At 45.1% G+C, this 20,406-nt stretch carries 18 protein-coding genes; 13 read left to right on the top strand and 5 right to left on the bottom strand.

Features of this window, described 5'->3' with window-relative positions; translation table 11 throughout:
• Positions 1-154 precede the first annotated feature (154 nt).
• Positions 155-889, top strand: a complete 735-nt coding sequence (locus ABMY42_RS09830) for an RNA methyltransferase (protein ID WP_069686934.1) — start codon at positions 155-157, stop codon at positions 887-889.
• 90 nt (positions 890-979) lie between these two features.
• Here ABMY42_RS09830 and fdxA read toward each other — a convergent pair whose 3' ends face one another.
• Positions 980-1,303: a ferredoxin FdxA gene (gene fdxA, locus ABMY42_RS09825; protein ID WP_005431654.1), complete on the bottom strand. Its 324-nt coding sequence runs from the start codon at positions 1,301-1,303 to the stop codon at positions 980-982.
• Between the two features lie 232 nt (positions 1,304-1,535).
• Between fdxA and ABMY42_RS09820 the strand changes: the two genes are divergently transcribed.
• The 5 genes from ABMY42_RS09820 (at position 1,536) to udp (ending at position 8,903) form a co-directional block, all read left to right on the top strand.
• Positions 1,536-3,155 carry an NAD(P)/FAD-dependent oxidoreductase gene (locus tag ABMY42_RS09820; RefSeq protein ID WP_009698323.1) on the top strand — a complete coding sequence of 540 codons (1,620 nt, stop codon included), beginning with the start codon at positions 1,536-1,538 and terminating at the stop codon, positions 3,153-3,155.
• 343 nt (positions 3,156-3,498) lie between these two features.
• Positions 3,499-3,918 carry a CBS domain-containing protein gene (locus tag ABMY42_RS09815; protein ID WP_005446643.1) on the top strand — a complete coding sequence of 140 codons (420 nt, stop codon included), beginning with the start codon at positions 3,499-3,501 and terminating at the stop codon, positions 3,916-3,918.
• Between the two features lie 63 nt (positions 3,919-3,981).
• Positions 3,982-5,433, top strand: a complete 1,452-nt coding sequence (locus tag ABMY42_RS09810; protein ID WP_050908949.1) for an MATE family efflux transporter — start codon at positions 3,982-3,984, stop codon at positions 5,431-5,433.
• A 99-nt stretch (positions 5,434-5,532) separates the two neighbouring features.
• Positions 5,533-7,839, top strand: a complete 2,307-nt coding sequence (locus ABMY42_RS09805) for a zinc/cadmium/mercury/lead-transporting ATPase (protein WP_050908948.1) — start codon at positions 5,533-5,535, stop codon at positions 7,837-7,839.
• Positions 7,840-8,144: 305 nt separating this feature from the next.
• Positions 8,145-8,903 carry a uridine phosphorylase gene (udp, locus tag ABMY42_RS09800; RefSeq protein WP_005437517.1) on the top strand — a complete coding sequence of 253 codons (759 nt, stop codon included), beginning with the start codon at positions 8,145-8,147 and terminating at the stop codon, positions 8,901-8,903.
• Positions 8,904-9,066: 163 nt separating this feature from the next.
• Here udp and ABMY42_RS09795 read toward each other — a convergent pair whose 3' ends face one another.
• Positions 9,067-10,227 (bottom strand): DUF1887 family protein, encoded by a 1,161-nt coding sequence (locus ABMY42_RS09795; protein ID WP_005437515.1) that lies wholly within the window; start codon positions 10,225-10,227, stop codon positions 9,067-9,069.
• A gap of 165 nt (positions 10,228-10,392) precedes the next feature.
• Positions 10,393-12,384, bottom strand: a complete 1,992-nt coding sequence (locus ABMY42_RS09790) for a methyl-accepting chemotaxis protein (RefSeq protein WP_005446660.1) — start codon at positions 12,382-12,384, stop codon at positions 10,393-10,395.
• Positions 12,385-12,619: 235 nt separating this feature from the next.
• Here ABMY42_RS09790 and hinT point away from each other — a divergent pair, with 235 nt between their 5' ends.
• From hinT to ABMY42_RS09755, 7 genes are all read left to right on the top strand, one after another.
• Positions 12,620-12,970, top strand: a complete 351-nt coding sequence (gene hinT, locus ABMY42_RS09785; RefSeq protein ID WP_005446662.1) for a purine nucleoside phosphoramidase — start codon at positions 12,620-12,622, stop codon at positions 12,968-12,970.
• A gap of 128 nt (positions 12,971-13,098) precedes the next feature.
• Positions 13,099-14,496, top strand: a complete 1,398-nt coding sequence (locus ABMY42_RS09780) for a hypothetical protein (protein WP_349266263.1) — start codon at positions 13,099-13,101, stop codon at positions 14,494-14,496.
• Positions 14,496-14,888: a YcfL family protein gene (locus ABMY42_RS09775; RefSeq protein WP_005446667.1), complete on the top strand. Its 393-nt coding sequence runs from the start codon at positions 14,496-14,498 to the stop codon at positions 14,886-14,888. Before ABMY42_RS09780 ends, ABMY42_RS09775 begins: the two co-directional genes overlap by 1 nt.
• An 87-nt stretch (positions 14,889-14,975) precedes the next feature.
• Entirely contained in the window at positions 14,976-15,566 is a 591-nt protein-coding gene (gene lpoB, locus ABMY42_RS09770) for a penicillin-binding protein activator LpoB (protein WP_005431666.1), read from the top strand.
• Between the two features lie 43 nt (positions 15,567-15,609).
• Entirely contained in the window at positions 15,610-16,491 is an 882-nt protein-coding gene (thiK, locus tag ABMY42_RS09765) for a thiamine kinase (protein ID WP_349266262.1), read from the top strand.
• 75 nt (positions 16,492-16,566) lie between these two features.
• Positions 16,567-17,106 carry an alpha/beta hydrolase YcfP gene (gene ycfP / locus ABMY42_RS09760; protein ID WP_005446677.1) on the top strand — a complete coding sequence of 180 codons (540 nt, stop codon included), beginning with the start codon at positions 16,567-16,569 and terminating at the stop codon, positions 17,104-17,106.
• Positions 17,107-17,632: 526 nt separating this feature from the next.
• Positions 17,633-18,922, top strand: coding sequence for an NAD(P)/FAD-dependent oxidoreductase (locus tag ABMY42_RS09755; protein ID WP_005446679.1), 1,290 nt, complete (start codon positions 17,633-17,635; stop codon positions 18,920-18,922).
• Between the two features lie 86 nt (positions 18,923-19,008).
• Here ABMY42_RS09755 and ABMY42_RS09750 read toward each other — a convergent pair whose 3' ends face one another.
• Positions 19,009-19,557, bottom strand: a complete 549-nt coding sequence (locus ABMY42_RS09750) for a GNAT family protein (RefSeq protein ID WP_005446680.1) — start codon at positions 19,555-19,557, stop codon at positions 19,009-19,011.
• A 71-nt stretch (positions 19,558-19,628) separates the two neighbouring features.
• Complete coding sequence (locus tag ABMY42_RS09745) at positions 19,629-20,399, bottom strand: peptidoglycan binding protein CsiV (RefSeq protein ID WP_074050253.1); 771 nt, start codon at positions 20,397-20,399, stop codon at positions 19,629-19,631.
• Positions 20,400-20,406 lie beyond the last annotated feature (7 nt).

Below are 20,406 nucleotides of genomic sequence, written 5' to 3'. Positions count from 1 at the left end.
GGAAGCGACAGATACCTAAAGCCCGCCGAGAGTGATAGCTTGGCGGGCTTTTCTTTTCTCTCAAGCAAGGCATCTCTTTAGCTGTGCGAAGGTTTACTCTATAATCCCCCCGTTTTCATCTGGTACTTCACCAACTTTCATCTGGGATATTTTCATGATTTCAAAAAACCAACTAAAACTGCTGCGTGCTTTAGGTCAAAAGAAGCAGCGTAAAGCGCACGGCTTATTTCTGGTTCAAGGTGAAAAGAACGTACTGGAGTTAGCGAACAGCTCGCTCACGGTAAAGCAGGTTTTTGCGACTGCTGAGTTTCTAGAGCAGCACAGCCAAGAACTAAACGGTTTCGAATGTATTGAAGCGTCACTTGATGACTTAACCAAGGCAAGTACCCTGGTCAGCAATAACGCAGCCATTGCTGTGGTTGAAATTCCAAACGTAACAGTGCCTCAGGCAAAAGGCTTGATGATTGCGTTGGATGGCGTATCTGATCCGGGGAACCTAGGTACGATCATTCGCGTAGCAGACTGGTATGGTATCGAGCACATCATCGCGAGTACGGATTGTGCCGACCCATACAACCCAAAAACCATCAGCGCAACCATGGGTAGCTTTGGTCGTGTGCAAGTTAGCCTAGTGGATTTACCAAGCTACTTAGAAGAGGCAAACTTGCCTGTGTATGGTGCTTTTCTTGAAGGCGAGAGCGTGCACAAAACGGAATTCTCAGCAGACGGTATTTTGTTGATGGGCAGCGAATCTCATGGTGTGCGTGAAGCGGCGTCTAAATTTGTGACTGACAAGATTACTATTCCAGCATTTGGTGGTGCAGAGTCTCTAAACGTAGCAATGGCGACAGGTATTATTCTGGACAACATGCGTCGTCAACACAGCTAATCGCAGCAACGAATCATAGATACAAAAAAAGCGTAACGAGCCAGACTTTTTCAAGTTGAGGTTCATTACGCTTTTTTCGTTTTAATGCGCTTATTTTTCTAGCATGTCCAATTTATTTGGCACGCCGTTCCACTTTTCTGCTTCATCCATTGCTGGCTTCACTTCAGTTTGTACCGGCCAGATTTCTGCAAGTTCTGCGTTGAGCTCTTTGTAGATCACTTGATCTTCTGGTAGCTCGTCTTCTTGGAAGATGGCGGCTGCGGCACATTCATCCACGCACAAGCCACAATCGATGCATTCAATCGGGTTGATTACCATAAAGTTTGGACCTTCGTGGAAGGCATCAGCAGGGCATACCGCGACACAGTCAGTGTATTTACATTGGATACAGTTATCGGTTACGACAAACGCCATGATAATCAGCTCTTAAGTTAGTCAAAATTGAAGAATGGGGATAATACTCATCCCAAGGCAAAATTCAACATTCGCTACGTTAATTCCGCCGCGCAACTTGGATTTAGTATGACAGACAATTCAATTTCTCGTAAAATGCGCGCCATTGTGAGCTGACTGCTTTTTCACCCTTGATATTAACGAGGAGAAAATAGCAGTTCTGGCTAAGACACCTACCATAACGAGACATCACATGATTCGTATTAATGAAATTAAACTTCCTCTTGATCACGAGGAAGGCGCGCTATTGGACGCGATTACTAAAAAGCTTGGCATTGCTGCTGAGAAAGTTATCTCTTTTAATGTCTTTAGACGCGGCTACGATGCTCGTAAGAAAACCAATATTCATCTTATCTACACGCTAGACATCATCGTTGAAGGTGATGAAGAAGCGTTGCTAGCGAAATTTGAAAAAGACCCACATGTTCGCCAAACACCTGACATGGAATACAAGTTCGTGGCGAAAGCACCTGAGAACCTAACTGAGCGCCCAGTGGTGATCGGTTTCGGTCCTTGTGGTCTTTTTGCGGGTTTGGTTTTGGCTCAAATGGGCTTTAACCCAATCATCGTTGAGCGTGGTAAAGAAGTACGTGAGCGCACTAAAGACACGTTTGGCTTCTGGCGCAAGCGTACACTTAACCCAGAATCGAACGTACAGTTTGGTGAGGGCGGTGCAGGTACTTTCTCTGATGGTAAACTTTACAGCCAAGTGAAAGATCCAAACTTCTACGGTCGAAAAGTGATCACTGAGTTTGTTGAAGCTGGTGCCCCAGAAGAAATTCTATACGTAAGTAAGCCGCACATCGGTACCTTTAAACTGGTTACCATGATCGAGAAGATGCGCGCGAAAATCATCGAGCTAGGTGGTGAGATCCGCTTTAGTACTCGTGTTGACGATCTGCATATGGAAGATGGTCAAATCACAGGCGTAACGCTATCAAACGGTGAAGAGATCAAATCTCGTCACGTAGTACTAGCGGTAGGTCATAGTGCTCGTGATACCTTTGAAATGCTGCACGACCGTGGCGTTTACATGGAAGCGAAACCATTCTCTGTTGGTTTCCGTATCGAGCATAAACAGTCGATGATCGACGAAGCGCGTTTTGGTCCAAACGCAGGTCACCCAATTCTTGGTGCTGCAGACTACAAACTGGTTCACCACTGTAAGAATGGTCGTACGGTTTACAGCTTCTGTATGTGCCCTGGTGGTACGGTAGTTGCGGCAACTTCTGAAGAAGGTCGTGTAGTAACGAACGGCATGAGCCAGTACTCTCGTGCGGAGCGTAACGCGAACAGCGCAATCGTCGTCGGTATCTCACCAGAAGTAGATTACCCAGGCGATCCACTAGCAGGTATCCGTTTCCAACGTGAACTGGAATCGGGCGCTTACACACTTGGTGGTGAGAACTATGACGCACCAGCGCAGAAAATCGGTGACTTCCTGAAAGGTCGCGATCCAAGCGCACTGGGTGATGTTGAGCCATCGTTCACTCCGGGCATCAAATTGACTGACCTGTCAAAAGCGCTACCTGAGTTTGCTATTGAAGCGATTCGTGAAGCGATTCCAGCATTCGATCGTAAGATCAAAGGTTTTGCATCAGAAGATGGTTTGCTTACAGGTGTTGAAACACGTACGTCTTCTCCAGTTTGCATCAAGCGTGGCAAAGACTTCCAAAGCATTAACTTAAAAGGTTTCTTCCCTGCGGGTGAAGGTGCCGGTTATGCTGGTGGTATTCTTTCTGCGGGTATTGATGGCATCAAAGTGGCGGAAGCCGTAGCGCGTGACATCGTAGCTTCACTGGAAAATGCATAATTTAGTCGCGTGATATAACGTCGAAAGCCAGCCCGATCATAGGCTGGCTTTTTTGTCTTTGCTGCATAGCTAGTTATTTCTCATTTAAATTTCTGAACGACTGGTTACTTATCCAACCTCTTCTCATGCTTTATATTCTCATGGTTATTCATCGAGCTGAGGGCGGTGTTGATGGTATATAAATATGCAACTGAGCATCTATTTTTTGTCTTATGTATTGATTCGATTAGAGATCGATAGACTAAATCTATGGATAAAATTGCTAATTTCCATTTAGTAAAATCAAGAAATTAGACGACACTTATCTTAAAGGCAGCAAAAATGTGCCGCTAAGGAGATAAGAATGCACTCACTAAAAGTTAAAGATTACATGACGTTACAGGCAGTGACTTTCACCAAGAACATGTCGTTGACGGCGGCTTTGGACAAGGTGATGCAAAGTGTTACTCTAGGTGGACCTGTTATCGACGAAAACGAGAAAGTCATTGGATTCCTTTCTGAACAAGACCTTTTGGACAAACTCGTTAAAGCCAGTTATCACTGTCAGGACACGCACACAGTAGAAGAGTGTATGCATGATGATGTTTTGTCTGTATCGCCGGATATGTCGATCATTGAGTTGGCCGACATGATGAAGATAGGCAAGCCAAAAATGTACCCTGTGGTAGATGATAAAGAGAAACTCGTCGGTGTGATTACAAGACGCGATGTGCTGAGAGCGATAGGAAAAACGCTGAACGAATGTTTCAAACACCCCGTTTAATTACAAAACAATAAGTATGAAGACGAAAGACGCTACGGCGTCTTTTTGTCGTTGAGGAAGAATATGTCTACGCAAGACGCAAAGTTTGTCCAAGGTTCAACCATGCGCCACATTCTGGTGATGTCCGGAGCGGGTTCCGTGGGTTTAATGGCGCTGTTTGTCGTCGATTTGCTTGATATGTTGTTCATCAGTATGTTGGGGCAGGTCGAGTTGGCTGCGGCGGTTGGTTTCGCGGGAACATTAATTTTCTTCTCAACTTCAGCATCGATAGGTACCTCGATAGCGATGGGCGCTTTAGTTTCCAAAGCGATCGGTGCAAAGGATTTCGAACGAGCGAAGTTGACCAGTGGTAGCATCATGCTGGTGGCTTTTATGATCAGCTTGGTCATTACCATTGGTATGTTCATCCACATTCCCGAATTACTCGCAGCCATTGGTGCGGAAGGAGTTGCGGCGGAGCGTGCTGAAGCGTATCTCAACATTCTTCTACCAAGTGCGCCAATTTTGGCATTAGGTATGTCAGCCGGTGCAGGTTTGCGTGCTGCTGGTGATGCTAAACGCTCGATGTGGGCCACGTTGGCTGGTGGTATCGTTAACGCGATTCTTGATCCTCTCTTTATCTTTGTCTTCAAATGGAACGTGGAAGGTGCGGCGGCGGCCTCGGTGATTGCTCGTTTTACGGTATTGGCATTCTCCCTTTATCCGCTGGTGAAAGTGCATCAGTTGGTGTCCTTTCCAACATTCGATATCTTCAAAAATAACCTTAATCCGATTTTGGCGATTGCCATTCCAGCAATCATCACTAATACCGCAACGCCAATTGGCAACGCGATTGTAACGACACATATTGCTCAATTCGGTGAGGACTTTGTCGCAGGCTTTGCGGTGATAGGGCGTTTAACACCAGTGTGTTTTGCTGTGATTTTTGCATTGTCTGGTGCGGTTGGTCCTATCATTGGGCAGAACTTTGGCGCGGAGCGAATGGACCGCGTGAAGCGAACACTGACAGACTCTTTGTTGGTTACCACTATTTACACGCTGGGTGTTTGTGCCTTGCTTTATGTTTTGCAAGATTACATCGTCGCTATGTTTAGTTTGACGGGGGATGCCGCGATTATTGTTGTCGCGTTCTGCACTTACGTTGCTATCACATTTGTATTCAATGGCACTTTATTTGTTGCGAATACCTCGTTTAACAACCTTGGTAAACCGCTTTATTCAACGGCATTGAATTTGGGTAAAGCGACAATTGGTACATTACCATTTGTGTACTTTGGGGCTCAATGGTATGGCGCACTTGGTGTGCTATATGGACAAGCGGTGGGTACGATTGTATTTGGTTTACTTGCACTGGTAGTACTGAACAAGCACATCAAAGATCTGATGCAGAACTTTGGGGAAGACATTATTGAAGATGACCCTGCGATTACTTGTGTTAACACTCAGCCTTTCTGTTCGCATGATGCGGTATTGATCGACGAAGTCGCAACGGCTTTGGAAGAAGAAAAAGCGTAATTTTGCTTAATTCATCATATTGTTCTTGACCTTGGAGCTAGCTCCAAGGTTTATCCTTAGTGGCAGAAAGAGACTCATCACCAATAAGGAAAGTGAATTATGTGTACAAAACATCAAGGTTGCCAATCTGGCAAAATCAAATCTGCGGTGGCGGTAGGTGCAAACGACTCTTGCTGCGCACCGGCAAAACCAACTCTCAATATCACGCAAGCGAGCGTGGTCGGCTCAGAAGGCTCTTGCTGCAGTAGCGGCGGTTGTAGCTCAGAGTCTGCCGAAGACGAAGGTCCTGCCGAACCCCTCGAATCCTCCATTCGTCATAGCTGGTTAGTGTCTGGTATGGACTGTCCTTCTTGTGCCCAAAAGTTAGAGAAGGCGATTACCTCTGTAGAAGGTGTTACCAACGCTAAAGTACTATTCGCAACCGAAAAATTGGTCGTCGATTTTGATAACCGTGCCGTCGCGGCTGTAATTGAGCAGGTCTCTCAACAAACTGGTTTTCCATTAACTTCTACCGATGCACCAAAACCAAAAGCAGAAAAGAAAGGTTGGTTAGGCATTGTTAAAGACAATGTACAAATCCTATCGATCGCAGGTGCAATGGCGTTTGCTGGCATCATTTCTGATTTCAACCCAACGTTAAGTACTTGGCTGTTTACCTTAACCTGTTTGCTTGGTTTGTATCCGGTTGCAATGAAAGCGGTGAAATTGGCTCGTAGTGGCACTCCGTTTGCGATTGAAACATTAATGAGTGTCGCAGCATTAGGTGCACTTTACCTTGGCGAAACTGCTGAAGCAGCGATGGTGTTATTGCTTTTCCTTATTGGTGAAAAGTTAGAAGCATACGCATCATCTCGTGCTCGCAGTGGTGTTCAGGCATTGATGGATTTAGTGCCTGAAAATACGACACTAATTGTGGACGGCGAACGTCAAGAAGTGCCAGCGTCACAGCTTCAGCCAGGTGACATTATTGAAGTCGCTCCTGGTGGTCGTATGCCTGCTGACGGTCTACTTATGACCCAAGCAGCAAGCTTTGATGAGAGCGCACTAACCGGTGAATCCGTTCCAGTTGAACATGCTGAAGGTGGAAAAATCATGGCGGGTGCCGTGGTTGTCGACAAAGTCGTGCAAGTGAAAGTGACGTCTCGCCAAGGTGAAAACGCGATCGACCGTATTCTGCATTTGATTGAAGAAGCAGAGTCACGCAAAGCACCGCTTGAACGCTTCCTAGATAAATTCAGTCGTTGGTACACACCGCTGATGATGCTTGTCTCTCTATTAGTCATCATCACACCGCCATTGCTGTTTGCACAACCTTGGGAGACATGGGTATACCGCGGTTTAGCATTGTTATTGATCGCATGTCCATGTGCTTTGGTTATCTCTACTCCTGCAGCGATTACCTCAGGTTTAGCCGCGGCAGCAAAACGAGGTGCCTTGATCAAAGGCGGTGCAGCGTTGGAACTGTTGGGACGTGTTGAATCTGTCGCGTTCGACAAAACAGGTACTTTGACACAAGGTAAACCGCAAGTGACTGACGTGGTTCCATTCGATGTAACAGAAGAGCAGCTATTAAGCTTAACGGCGTCGATTGAGATTGGCTCAAGTCACCCACTAGCGTTATCGCTGGTAAGTAAAGCGCAAGAGCAAGGCATCAATATTCCTGAAGCGGCAGATAAAACTGCGCAGGTTGGTTCTGGTGTGACAGGTGTGGTTGAAGGGAAGTTGGTTCAAGTCATCGCACCATCGAAAGCAGACTTCCCAATCTCGCAACAGGTTGAGCAACAAGTGGTTGAGTTAGAAGGGCAGGGTAAAACGGTCGTTATTGCTCGTCATGATCATGAAGTCATTGGTTTGATCGCATGGCAAGACACGCTTCGCCAAGACACCCAGCAAGCGGTTGCTGCACTGAAGAAACTTGGTATCTCATCAGTCATGTTAACCGGTGATAACCCACGTAGTGCAGAAGCTATTGCTAACCAGATTGGTCTTGATTACAAAGCCAGTCTGTTACCAGCGGATAAAGTGCACTATGTGGAAGAGATATCAGAGCAACACACTGTCGCGATGGTCGGAGATGGTATTAACGATGCACCGGCGATGAAAGCATCCAGCATCGGTATCGCCATGGGTGGTGGTACGGATGTTGCGCTAGAAACCGCAGATGCGGCCCTGACTCACAACCGCTTGGTTGAATTGCCTGCGATGATTGAGCTATCACGTGCGACGCTCAATAATATTCGTCAGAACGTAGCGTTGGCTTTAGGCTTGAAAGGCGTGTTCTTGGTGACAAGCTTACTCGGTATTACCGGGTTATGGGTTGCGGTATTAGCCGACAGCGGGGCTACTGCCTTGGTGACTTTGAACGCTCTAAGACTATTACGCTTTGAAACTAAGCAAGTAAAATAATCATAAACGTGTATTAAGAATTAGCCTGAGGCGGAGACGTCTCAGGCTTTTTTATATCTGTTAATCGAGATGGTCTTAGTGATGGTTTCGTTTGGTGAATCACTGATTACTATGCAATGAAATGATCTTTTGGTCTGTAAAGTGTGATCCAAACCGTTTTTATTTGAAAGTGTAGATTTATTACATTGTTTCATTGTGATTGTGATCACTCAATGTTGGTAAAAGGTTCGCTACAGTGCATCTGTACCCAACAACTTATTAATGAGCTTATTGTTTACAAAATAAGCCACAACAAGGAGCGACTTATGTCTCAAGCTGTATTCCATTTAGGTGTTACTGAAGCTGATCTTAATGGTGCTACTCTAGCAATCATTCCAGGCGATCCAGCACGCGTACAAAAAATCGCAGAAGAAATGGAAAACCCAGTATTTCTAGCAAGTCACCGTGAATACACGCTATACCGTGCAGAGCTAGACGGTAAACCTGTTGTGGTTTGTTCTACAGGTATCGGTGGTCCATCTACTTCTATTGCAGTAGAAGAGCTAGCGCAACTTGGTGTTCGTACTTTCCTACGTGTTGGTACTACTGGCGCAATCCAACCACACGTAAACGTAGGTGACATGATCGTTACGACAGGTTCTGTTCGTCTAGATGGCGCGAGCCTACACTTTGCTCCAATGGAGTTCCCAGCAGTAGCAGATTTCGAAATCGCAACAGCAATGAAAGCAGCAGTTGAAGAGTCTGGTGCAACAGTTCATATGGGTGTGACTGCTTCAAGTGACACTTTCTACCCAGGTCAAGAGCGTTACGATACTTTCTCTGGTCGTGTTGTTAAGCGTTTCCAAGGTTCTATGCAAGAGTGGCAAGACATGGGCGTTCTGAACTTCGAAATGGAGTCAGCAACATTGCTAACCATGTGTGCAAGCTCTGGCCTGAAAGCAGGTTGTGTGGCGGGTGTAATCATCAACCGTACACAAAAAGAGATTCCAGATCATTCAACTCTGAAAGAAACGGAAGCTCGCTCAATTAAAGTTGTAGTAGAAGCCGCTCGTAAGATGCTTTAAGTACAACATTAGTTGGCATTTAAACAAACGGGAAAAACCAGAGGTTCGCCTCTGGTTTTTTCTATCTGTTCGTTTTGTTTGGGTGCAATAACTTTAAACCTGACGCAATAAAAAAAAGCAGCCGAGAGGGCTGCTTTTCTGTTTTTTGATTGGAGGTTAAAAACTAGATTTCGTCAGAACCGCCAGCGGCTTCAAACCATGCAGAAAGGTGAGTTTTGAGATCTTTGAGTTCATCAGGACCGATCAGTGCCAAACCTAAATCTTCTGCACGAGTGATGTCATTATGGCGCAGTGGGCGGAAGCTCACCAACATCGCTCTTGCTTGTAGACCGCCAAGAAGATCACGCAGCGATTCAAGTTTGTAGAGCGTGTCATCGCCATCGTCACGCATGCCTTTGGTTTTACATTCGATGATGTGAAGCTTGTTGTTCACCACCGTTGCCACGTCAAGCTCATTACGAACTTCACTTTCACCGAGTTTGCGATAAACCTGCACGTTCAACGAGCGGTCTTGAATGGTCGGCATGGTGTCTTGAATTTGTTTAACGGTGCTGTGAACCAGAGTTTCTAACCACTCACCATTTGAGAAGCGGCGTGCATCTTCGTCAGCAAACGTCAGTACGCCGTTTTCGTAAGTGGCGATTTGCGCTTCGACCAAGTCGGTCAACAACATGTTCAGTTCACGGTAGCCTTGTTGTTTCTCAGAAAGCTCAACATCTAGCTTTTGCTCTTTACGACACGTTGTTGCAAGGTAGTTTAGTGTAGCAAGACCAGGACCAAGCTCTAACGCGTTAGACGCCCAGCGCTCGCCAAGTTCATACAGCTTTTGGTCAAGTTGAGGAGGAAGGTCTACGTGGTGGAATTCACCGCGCGCACCGAAAATTGTAAGGTAGTCAGAAATCGTAATGTGGTCTTCTACTTGCGTGTCTTCTTTGCCATCTGGGTAAAGCCAGCATAATTTGTCACTGTTTGGCTCTACAACGAAGATTGGCCAGCGATAAGTACGGAAGACTTCGTACACGGAAAGCAGACGGTGACGAAGGCCACAGCTTGCATTGAGTTTAACTTCTTCGCCTCGGTCGTGGAGGTCTTTTGCCAATTTGTGGACAGATTGTTTGATCAGAGAAGTGTTTACTGCAGAAGGAATTTCAAAGAATTCGGAAGTAATTTCTCGCTGCTCTAATACTGCGCTCAGTCGCTCGTACATATCGGATTGGCTTTTGTCGCCGATGAAGACGATATGTGTACTTACAGTGCGATTATCCAAAAGAGGAGTGACTAATCTCACTGGATCTTGGTCGATAATACCAACATGAACAGCCATAGGTTTTCCTTCTTATTTGGCTTGCTCGAAAAGAGAAAAGAAAAGGGATGAGCAAGCCATAATAACCATATGTAGACAAGGCTCATAAAAAACAAGGGTGACTTTAATAAAAAGTCACCCTTATACAGTTGGTTGCAATAAATCCGCTACTTGTCGCGTTCGATTTTATAGCTTAAATCGATGAACCAGTTCATTTTGCTGATGCGCAAGTTGCGTCATTGATTCGCTGGTTTGCGCAATGCTAGACATCGCGTGATAGCTTTGGTCTGCAATGCTATTGATGTCTTCAATGCTGCGTGCAATATCGGCAGAAGTCTCGCTCTGCTCAGCTGCCGCCTGAGATATATGCGTGCTCATTTGGCTGATTTCGATGATCAGTGCTTGGATTTCTTCCATTGAACTGTTTGCTTTTGATGCTTGTTCCACCGACATTTCCATATCACTCATACAACTTTGAATCACCTGACTCGCGGTTTGTGAACTGGTTTGTAGGTTACTGATCATTGACTCAATCTCAGTTGTCGATTGTGTCGTCTTGGAAGCTAACACTCGAACTTCGTCGGCAACAACTGCAAAACCACGACCTTGCTCGCCAGCACGTGCTGCCTCAATGGCCGCATTCAGTGCGAGTAGGTTGGTTTGTTCAGCAATGTTACGAATTACATCCAGAATAGAGCCAATTTGCCCACTCATTTTCTGCAATTCAGAAACCGCAGACACTGATTCGTTTAAACGTGTCTCAAGTTGGTTGATGGTCGAGATATTGCTGTTCATCACGTTGCGTCCTTGGTCAGACGCTGTCTCAACACGTTGTACCATCTCTAGCGAGCCTTGTGCACTCTGCGCGACTTCTTGTACTGAGTGAGACATCTCAGTCATTGCTGTCGCCACATTAGCGGTTTGCTCACGTTGAGAATTCAATTGTGTTTGTGCTTGTGAAGAAGTTTGCTCGTTGGTTGATGCGGTTGTTGCTAAGTTGTCTGATGCATCGTTTAGTTTCACAAGGATGTTGTGCAGGCTATCCGCGAGCGTATTGATGTGACCGCTCACACGGCTGAATTCGTTGTTGTAACGGTTGTCGATACGTTGCGTCATATCGCCTTCTGTAAGGCCTTCCAACGCTTTTAAGATACGAGTTAGTGGTTCACGAACACTTTGCGCGATGTGGTAGCCGATCGCTGTTGCAAAGAGAACCACAATAACAGCAATGACAATCGCTTTAGTCACGCCCGCTGAGTAGATGTCCCCAGCGTCAGCGAGAGACTCGTTCAGCTTGTCGGTTGCGGTTGTGGTGAATTGTTCAAGAATTGCCATGCTAGAGTCTACTTTTGTTGCTAGGTTAGCAATGTTGTTGTACAACGCAGATCGAGCCGATAAGTAACTGTTGTGTTGATCCAATACTCCGCCACGCATACCTACGTCGCGAGTAAACTGCTCAACGGATTCGCCGAAGGCTTTTTGCAGCTCAGGCAGTTGTGTCACAAGTCCACGGAACGCGTAGTTTAGGTGTGTGACTGCTTTACGGTTTTTTGCTACCGCTTGAGTTACGAATTCTGGGTTGGTACTTGCCAGCGCATCCGAGGTAATAACTTCAGCATCTTTTAATTTAATGAAGTAGCTTTTTGCCATCACTTTCACTGAGATGCTGGATTGATCTGCAACGTATTCTTTAAGACCAACAGAAAGCTCTGTGTTGAGCTTTTGGAAACGACGCGATGATTTTTGCACTTCTTCTTGTGCTGAAAACATTGCCTCATAGTTGTCCATGGCTTCTTTTGCTTCGGTAAAGTAGCTCTGCTCAAGTTCTTTAAGTTGAGAAAATGGTTCGGCAAGAGAAGGGTAGATTTGACTCGCGATTTCAAGTTGACTCAATGTCCCTTCAAAGCGCTGTTGAGATTTAGCAAATTCCTGACGCATTTCATCCATGCGTTGTTTATTCTCTGTGGTCAGGAAATCCTTAAAAGATTTATCTGCGGAAAGCAGTTCCACACTGGTCTGGTTAGATAGTGAAACAAGTGGTAGTGAAGACTTGGATACTGTCTCAAACTTACCGTGAATATCATTCATGCCCCCCATCATAATGGCAATCGTGACCGCAAACAGGACGATGATTAGCGCGAAGCCTGCATACATCCGTTTAATAACTGAACCTCGCATAAGTGAGCTTCCTCTCCCAAAAATAGACAAGATAAATAAGAAATGTCTTAAAAAAGTAACAAAATTCATTGGATTGTATTGAGTTTGAGACGCACGTTTTATGACGGACACGACAAAAAAAGCTTCAACGTAACGGCTTATATTGATAATGTTAAGTGAACACTGTTTTTTATTGAGCTCGCTTTTGGCTTAGCGCATACTAAATAGGTTACACACCTTATAAAATGGAGTACCCATGGCGGAAGAAACCATCTTTAGCAAAATTATTCGCAAAGAAATCCCAGCAGATGTCCTTTACCAAGATGATTTAGTAACGGCGTTTCGTGATATTAATCCGCGTGCACCAAGCCACATTCTTATCATTCCAAATAAGCTGATCCCGACAACTAATGACGTGGAAGCCGAAGATGAAGCGATGATGGGGCGCATGTTCACGGTTGCGAAAAAGCTGGCTAAAGAAGAAGGCATTGCAGAAGACGGTTACCGTTTGATTGTAAACTGTAACTCACATGGCGGTCAGGAAGTCTATCATATTCATATGCATCTAGTGGGCGGTCGTCCTTTAGGTCCAATGGTATTGAGCTAATCTATTAGAAGTGGATGAAGCAGTTCATCCACTTCTTTATACCCAAGCACTTCGGGATGTTTGGCTCAGCCAATGTTTTGAAATTACTTGGGTATATTTCTGTGAACGACACATTTGTGGAGATAAATGTGAAACATGGTGTGAAGCTATTCGGATTGATGAGCTGGGTCCTGCTTGCTACGGGATGTGCGAACTTATCCGCTGGCAATCTGTTCAGTCATTACAGCGACCAAAATAAAGAAGTCTACCAAGCGGTGGTTGCTGGTGAATACGCCAAAGCTGAACAACTGCAATCAAGTGATGTAGGTGGCGAAATCCTTGGAAACTTTGAACAAGGAAGAATTTCGTTTCTTGCTGAGGATTACCCTACCAGCTTGAACTCATTAGAAGAAAGCGATCGTGCAGTTCGTAAACAACAAGATCGTGCAACCATTTCTGTTACGGAAACAGCAACCAGCGTTGGTTCTCTTGCCGTTAACGACAATCTAAATGAATATCAGCCTGCCGATTATGAGCTCGGCTTTTTGCATTTGTACTTAGGTTTAAACTATTTGCAAAAGAATGATCTCGAAGGTGCGCTGGTAGAAATGCGCCGTGCTAACCAAGTGCAAGAAGCAGCGAAGAAAGCACGTGAAAAGGAACTAAAACGCGCAGAGAAGGATCTTAAGAGTCAAGGCATGTCGGCGAACCTAGGTAGCGTGCTTGCAAACTACCCAGATGCGGGTAAAAAGCTAAGTTCAGTACAAAATGGCTACTTGTTCTATCTGTCGGGTCTTTTATATGAAGCGTCACGAGATTTGAATAGTGCGTATGTAGACTACCGTCGTGCCCTTGCGGTGATGCCAAACAATAAGCAAGTGATTGAAAGCACCATGTATGCCGCAAAAAAGCTCGGCATGCGTGAAGACTTACGTTTACTTGAAAAACGTTATGGTGAAGCACCTTCAGGGTTGAGTAAGTCGCAAGGTCGCGTGATCGTGATCGACGAACAAGGTGTTGTAGAAGCATTACAAGGTTGGCGTATAGATTTGCCTATATATGACAGCCGAGGTGATGGTGCAATTTATTCGCTCGCATTACCTTATTACCCAAAAAGCGGAACGCAGCGTTTTGGCGATGTGGCATTGAATGGCAGCAAATTACCATCGAGCACTTTAGTCGATGTTAACTCGATGGCTCAAAACGATTTGAACGAACGTTTAACGACGATTGTTATTCGTCAGGCAATTCGTGTTTGGGCAAAAGACCGAATTCGAAAAGAAGCAGCGAAGAAAGGCGATGACGTCGGCAACATTCTTTTCAATGTTTGGAATACATTAACTGAACAACCTGATACCAGAAGTTGGCAGACGCTCCCGGGGACGGTGAAAACGGCTTCGAAAGTGGTGAAGCCGGGCAAGCAGAGTCTTAACTTAGGTGATCAGGTGTATCAATTTGACGTGCCAGCACAACAAACCACGTTGGTTTGGGTGTCCCGTCAGGGAGCGCACTCAACAGTGTGGCATAAACAACTAGGGAGGTTGTAATGAGAGCATGGCTTATAGGCTTAGCGGTGATCATTGGTTTAGCCGGGTGTGCTGACAACACCGCAGGTATCCGAATTGATGGTCAAACTCAAAAGGTGTTTTTTAATGACAATGTTTTGGGTAGCCGTTTGTTAGTTGACAACATCACAACGACTTACGTGGATGATCGCCCACGAGGTGTCGTGCAGTTAAGCAGTAACTACAAAGGTGACCAGCACATTCTTTATCGCTTTTATTGGTATGACAATACAGGTCTGGAAGTGAACACCAAACCTGGTCCGTGGCGCAAAATGATTGTGCGTGGATTCGAACAGGTGACTCTGTCTGAAGTGACGGTGAACCCAAACGGAACACAATTTCGCGTACAAATTCGCGAAGCAGATGATAACTAACTCAACTCGAGTAACACAATTTCGGCGGCTATGCTGCTTTGCCAAGGTGGAGGCACCTTGGTATGAAACACAAACTAAGGAACTCTCATGAAAAAAAGTATTATTGCTCTTTTAGGTCTTGCCGTCATTCTGGGTGGTTGTTCAAATAAGGTCTCTTACGGTGATGCGCAAGCGACAGAAACAACAACGATTGATTTCGGCTCGACGGATCTACAAAAAATTGCTGGCGAAATGGTCGACAGCATGATGATGTCAGGTTCAGTGGCAGCAATTACTCGTGACCAACGTCCTATCGTGTTTGTTGAGCGCATCAAGAACAAAACAAGTGAGCACATCGATACTGAATCTATTACTGACACTATCTCTACTAAGATGCTGAACTCTGGTAAGTTCCGTTTTGTAGACATGGATCGTGTGGAATCTGTTCGTGAGCAACTTAACTTCCAAAACACTGACGAGCTAGTGAACCAAAGCACAGCTATCCAATTCGGTAAAATGGTCGGTGCGCAATACATGCTTTACGGCAACCTTTCTAGCATCGTGAAAAATGCAGGCAGTGACAAAGACGTTTACTACAAAATGACGATGCGCCTAATGGATCTAGAAACAGGTCTGATTGAATGGGCGGATGAAACAGAAATCCGTAAAGAGCAATCTAAGAGCCTATTTGGTCTTTAATTGATTCTTGTTGGTCATATGACCTTGAGTGGAGAAGTCATTCATGGCGTGGTTTTCTTGGCAACAAGCGAAACAGTTAGATCCGAGTTTAAATACTCTTGATGGCTTCTTTACTTCACCACCAGTGAAGGTTCAAACCGTCACTGGTGGACTTACCAATCGTTGTTGGCGGTTGGAATCTTCAGAGGGTCTTGCGTATGTCTGGCGACCAACCAGTAACGTATGCAAGACCTTTGCTATATCTCGCCATAACGAATATCAAGTGCTCAATGCAATCGCCCCGCTTAACCTCGGACCTAAACCTGTCTTTGTTCATGAGCAAGGTTTGCTAGTGGAGTGGGTTCCGGGTGAGACATTGACTAAGCCTGGTATCGGTATTGATGAATTATTGCCAATCGCTGCTGCTATTCATGAATATCCGTCGACGGCGATTCCTTTGGTTCCTTTCTCTTACTTGTCACGAATTGATCACTACTGGTTAGAGCTAGGTGGTAAGTACATTGGTACAGAGTTTGAAACCTTGTATCGAAAATGGCGGTCGGAACCGAGTGTTGAACAAGTTCCCGTTGCACTGTGCCACTTCGATCTTGGTTGTTATAACTTGGTTCGTGGTGAAGAGGGGGTGAAGGTCATAGACTGGGAATACGCCGCTTTATCTGATCCAAGATTAGACCTCACTTTGATTTTGCAGCTTGCCGATGTACCAATTGAGCAGGGTGTTGCTCAGTATTGCGAGATTCGTCAAATTGATGATGTGTCTCTGTGGCTGGAAGGCGTACGTGCGTGGATGCCAAGGACCATTATGATGGCGATGTTATGGTATTTGATCGCCTACAAATTGTGGGATGATGAACAATACTTAGACAGTGCGAATGAGTTTAAAGACTTATTATGTATGGAAGATCACTGTTTTGATAACTCATGACTTTTTCCTCTTTAACCATAAGGAAATAGTGGTAGTTTAAAGTGAAGTACCAGCAAGTCACAGGGAGAGGTACACATGATTATTTACTTGCACGGCTTTGATAGTACAAGCCCAGGTAACCACGAAAAAGTTCTTCAATTGCAATTCATCGATGATGACGTTCGTTTCATCAATTACAGCACACTTCATCCTAAGCACGATATGCAGCACTTGTTGAAGGAAGTGTCTAAGGTCATTGACCAAGCGAATGACCCTGCCCCACTTATCTGTGGTGTTGGTCTTGGCGCATATTGGTCAGAGCGTATCGGTTTTCTTTGCGGCATTAAGCAGGTGATGTTCAACCCAAACCTGCATCCAGAGAAAACGATGGCAGGTCGCATTGATCGTCCCGAAGAATATGAAGATATCGCGACCAAATGTGTCGAGCAATTCCGAACCAAAAACCAAGATCGTTGTTTAGTGATTTTATCCAAAGAAGATGAAATACATGACAATTCGAAAACTGCGGCGGAGTTGGACAAGCATTATCAGATTATTTGGGATGAGAACCAAACGCACAAGTTCAAGAAAATCTCTCATCATCTGCAAGCGATGAAAGCATTCAAGAACGCATAAATTGCCCAATAGATAAAAATTTAACTACCTTTAAACAGCACTTCAAGAAGTGCTGTTTTTGTATCTATTGGTTTTGACTCTATCGCACTGATTCTGCCAAATTTTACATTTTGTATCGATTTATCGGCTTGATTTATCGATTTAACCTTTTGTGGCACGAAAACGTTACCGTCAAGCAGATGAAAAGTAGTCAATCCGTATCCAGAGTAAGGATTTTTGTTGCCATCAAAGGATTGCTCTATATAATGAACTTGGTAAAAATAATTTGATAAATATCAAAAAAAATTGAGAGCGAGTAAGAAACTTGCCCATTTTTTGTCTGAGATCGTGTGTTTCAGGCGAATAATCCGATGGACCATAAGCCGAAAACAAGAGTAGGCAATAACATGATGGCATCGGGATTTATCCAAAAAGTGAGCTCACCTCTAGAGACCAAAGAATTCATCGGTTGGATGTATGACCGCAGCGTAACTGTGAGTCTACGTCGAGCTGAACCCATATATTCATTTTTGTAGAGGATAACATTGTGACACGCATTATCGTTGTAGGCGGCGGTGCTGGTGGCCTTGAGTTGGCTACCAAACTGGGCCGCACTCTGGGTCGTAAGAACCGTGCGCAAATTACACTGGTAGACCGTAAAGCGAGCCACTTGTGGAAACCACTGTTGCACGAAGTGGCAACAGGCTCATTAGACGAAGGTGTGGATGCATTGAGCTACCGTGCTCATGCCAAAAACCATTGCTTCGATTTCCAAATGGGTAGCCTTCAAGACATTGACCGTGAACGTAAAGTGATCATTCTAAGTGAACTAAAAGACGAACATGGTGAACTTCTGATGCCAAGCCGTGAACTGGAATACGATATTCTGGTTATGGCAATTGGCTCTACGTCAAACGACTTCAATACGCCTGGGGTTCGTGAAAACTGTATCTTCCTCGACAGCCCTGAACAGGCGCACCGTTTCCGTAGTGAAATGAATAATGAATTCTTAAAACTGCATGCAAAAAACGGTAACGGTACGGTAGATATCGCGATCGTTGGTGCGGGTGCAACTGGTGTTGAATTATCGGCAGAGCTTCACAACGCAGTAAAAGAATTACGTACGTATGGCTTCGGCGATCTTGACTCTAGCAAACTAAATGTAAACCTAGTTGAAGCAGGTGAGCGCATTCTGCCTGCGCTTCCACCACGTATCTCTTCTGCAGCGCATCAAGAGTTGGTTAAGCTAGGTGTAAACGTGCGTACTGCGACCATGGTGACACAAGCGGACAAAGACGGTTTGACTACCAAAGATGGTGAGAAAATCCCTGCACAAATCATGGTATGGGCTGCGGGTATCAAAGCGCCTGATTTCATCAAAGATATTGCCGGTCTAGAAACGAACCGTATTAACCAATTAGTCGTGAAAAACACGTTGCAAACCACTCGTGATGACGACATCTTCGTTATCGGCGACTTGGCTCAATGTACCCAGCCAGATGGCTCATTTGTGCCGCCACGAGCTCAGGCTGCGCACCAAATGGCAAGTCAAGCGTTCACTAACATTGTGGCTAAGCTTAATGGTCGCGAGCTTAAAGCATACGAATACAAAGACCACGGCTCTCTAGTGTCTCTAAGCCGCTTCTCAACCGTTGGTAGTTTGATGGGTAACTTAACCAAAGGCTCTATGATGGTTGAAGGTCGCATCGCACGCGTAGTTTACATTTCACTGTACCGTATGCACCAAATGGCGCTACACGGTGTGATTAAAACGGGTTTGATGATGCTGGTTGGTCGTATCAACCGCGTATTGCGTCCAAACTTGAAACTGCACTAATTTAAATTTTTGGTTCTTTGTTGAAGATTTGGCGAGAGAATCAAATAACAAATAGAAGAAAAGCCACCGCATGTCGGTGGCTTTTTTCATTCCAAATCATTGGGTAACAGTGAATAAACGACCCCATCTTTTGGCTTCCCATGAAAGATAAATCGGTTTCTGGCAATCGCTTCTTTCTGTGCACCAACAGACTCAATTAAAGCCTGACTGGCTGTGTTATCTAAATCACAGACGATTTCTACGCGAGTCAAATTGAGTTTAGCGAAGCAGAACTCGGCAAGCGCGCGGATTGCCTCTTGAGCGTAACCTTTGCGTTGATAACGGTCCGCAACCCAATAGCCAATGCTTGCCATATTGAAGGTATGATAAAGCTCATTGACAGCAGCCATACCAACAAGGTTATCGCTACTTCGTTCATAAATGCCAAAACCAAACGCTTCTGTTTTTACCCAGTTCAGTCGCGTAGCGAGCAAGAAATCTTGCGCATCTCTTAGTGAGACATTTTCATCACACCAATCTAACCATTGGTGTAGGGAAGGGGATTCTGCCAGTATGCGTTGTAGAATATGGGCTTCCTCAGATGGGATTAATCTGAGAGCCAAACGAGGGGTTATGATTTCAAAATCTGGACTCATACAACTTCCATGTTAGATTTCAAATAAAACAAAGCGCAGCAAGTGCTGCGCTTTGTTGTTGGTACTGTGTTTTATTGTACTCGACGAACTTGAATGATCATCCCCATTAATGGGTTATCTAAGTAGTGGGTTTCGCCACTGCGCATACGACGCTTCTGATCCATTCGGAAGCTCTTCAAGAATGTCTCTTCAGTCACAGTCGGAGAGACTTCTGCTAAGTTACCGACTTGCACGTTACCATCGACTTCGCCAAATTCTTCAGACAATTGTTCTGAAGGTTGCGATTCAATGTGAACCTCCCGAACACTCGGTTCACGTAAGTCCATCGTTGTCTCGGCAAACAAATAGTGCTGAACGTAGATTTGTAATTTGCCATCTAACTCATAAAGTGGACCTTTAACGCTTTCTTCGCTATAGCCATCGGTCGCTAAGGAATGTGCATTGCCAGTGATTGAGCTGCCATCTGGATTATATGATCCTGAAAAATCACGCCCGCCAACAATGCGGAAAACTGGTGCACTTGCTTTACCACGGTCACCTTGACGCCACGCTACGTGCTTCAATACTTTAAAGCCTGCATGGTTGTTAAGTGCTGCTTCTTGAGCGTTCAATCTGTAAGAAGAACGAGGAAGCAGGGTGACGCCTTTTGATTGACGGTAAGAATCGCTTTGTAAGCTGCCGACGTTACTCATTTCGATAGTTGGCAGTTTGTTTGGCCATGATTCACTGGTACTTTCAGCGTCGACTGCTCGCTTGAAAATAATTACTTCAATATCAAATTGACGCGCAGCCCATGATGGCATTGAGACACAAAGAAGTAATAATGGGATCAGTATTCTCATTCGACTA

Origin of the sequence: Vibrio sp. SSH13-20, from assembly GCF_040104475.1 — a bacterium.
Lineage (GTDB): Bacteria > Pseudomonadota > Gammaproteobacteria > Enterobacterales > Vibrionaceae > Vibrio > Vibrio harveyi.
This window is presented reverse-complemented; position numbering and strand designations above follow the sequence as displayed.

Coding starts and splice junctions, on each gene's coding strand:
- ABMY42_RS09830 (WP_069686934.1), top strand. CDS start 155: ATGATTTCAAAAAACCAACTAAAACTGCTGCGTGCTTTAGGTCAAAAG.
- fdxA (WP_005431654.1), bottom strand. CDS start 1,303: ATGGCGTTTGTCGTAACCGATAACTGTATCCAATGTAAATACACTGAC.
- ABMY42_RS09820 (WP_009698323.1), top strand. CDS start 1,536: ATGATTCGTATTAATGAAATTAAACTTCCTCTTGATCACGAGGAAGGC.
- ABMY42_RS09815 (WP_005446643.1), top strand. CDS start 3,499: ATGCACTCACTAAAAGTTAAAGATTACATGACGTTACAGGCAGTGACT.
- ABMY42_RS09810 (WP_050908949.1), top strand. CDS start 3,982: ATGTCTACGCAAGACGCAAAGTTTGTCCAAGGTTCAACCATGCGCCAC.
- ABMY42_RS09805 (WP_050908948.1), top strand. CDS start 5,533: ATGTGTACAAAACATCAAGGTTGCCAATCTGGCAAAATCAAATCTGCG.
- udp (WP_005437517.1), top strand. CDS start 8,145: ATGTCTCAAGCTGTATTCCATTTAGGTGTTACTGAAGCTGATCTTAAT.
- ABMY42_RS09795 (WP_005437515.1), bottom strand. CDS start 10,227: ATGGCTGTTCATGTTGGTATTATCGACCAAGATCCAGTGAGATTAGTC.
- ABMY42_RS09790 (WP_005446660.1), bottom strand. CDS start 12,384: ATGCGAGGTTCAGTTATTAAACGGATGTATGCAGGCTTCGCGCTAATC.
- hinT (WP_005446662.1), top strand. CDS start 12,620: ATGGCGGAAGAAACCATCTTTAGCAAAATTATTCGCAAAGAAATCCCA.
- ABMY42_RS09775 (WP_005446667.1), top strand. CDS start 14,496: ATGAGAGCATGGCTTATAGGCTTAGCGGTGATCATTGGTTTAGCCGGG.
- lpoB (WP_005431666.1), top strand. CDS start 14,976: ATGAAAAAAAGTATTATTGCTCTTTTAGGTCTTGCCGTCATTCTGGGT.
- thiK (WP_349266262.1), top strand. CDS start 15,610: ATGGCGTGGTTTTCTTGGCAACAAGCGAAACAGTTAGATCCGAGTTTA.
- ycfP (WP_005446677.1), top strand. CDS start 16,567: ATGATTATTTACTTGCACGGCTTTGATAGTACAAGCCCAGGTAACCAC.
- ABMY42_RS09750 (WP_005446680.1), bottom strand. CDS start 19,557: ATGAGTCCAGATTTTGAAATCATAACCCCTCGTTTGGCTCTCAGATTA.
- ABMY42_RS09745 (WP_074050253.1), bottom strand. CDS start 20,399: ATGAGAATACTGATCCCATTATTACTTCTTTGTGTCTCAATGCCATCA.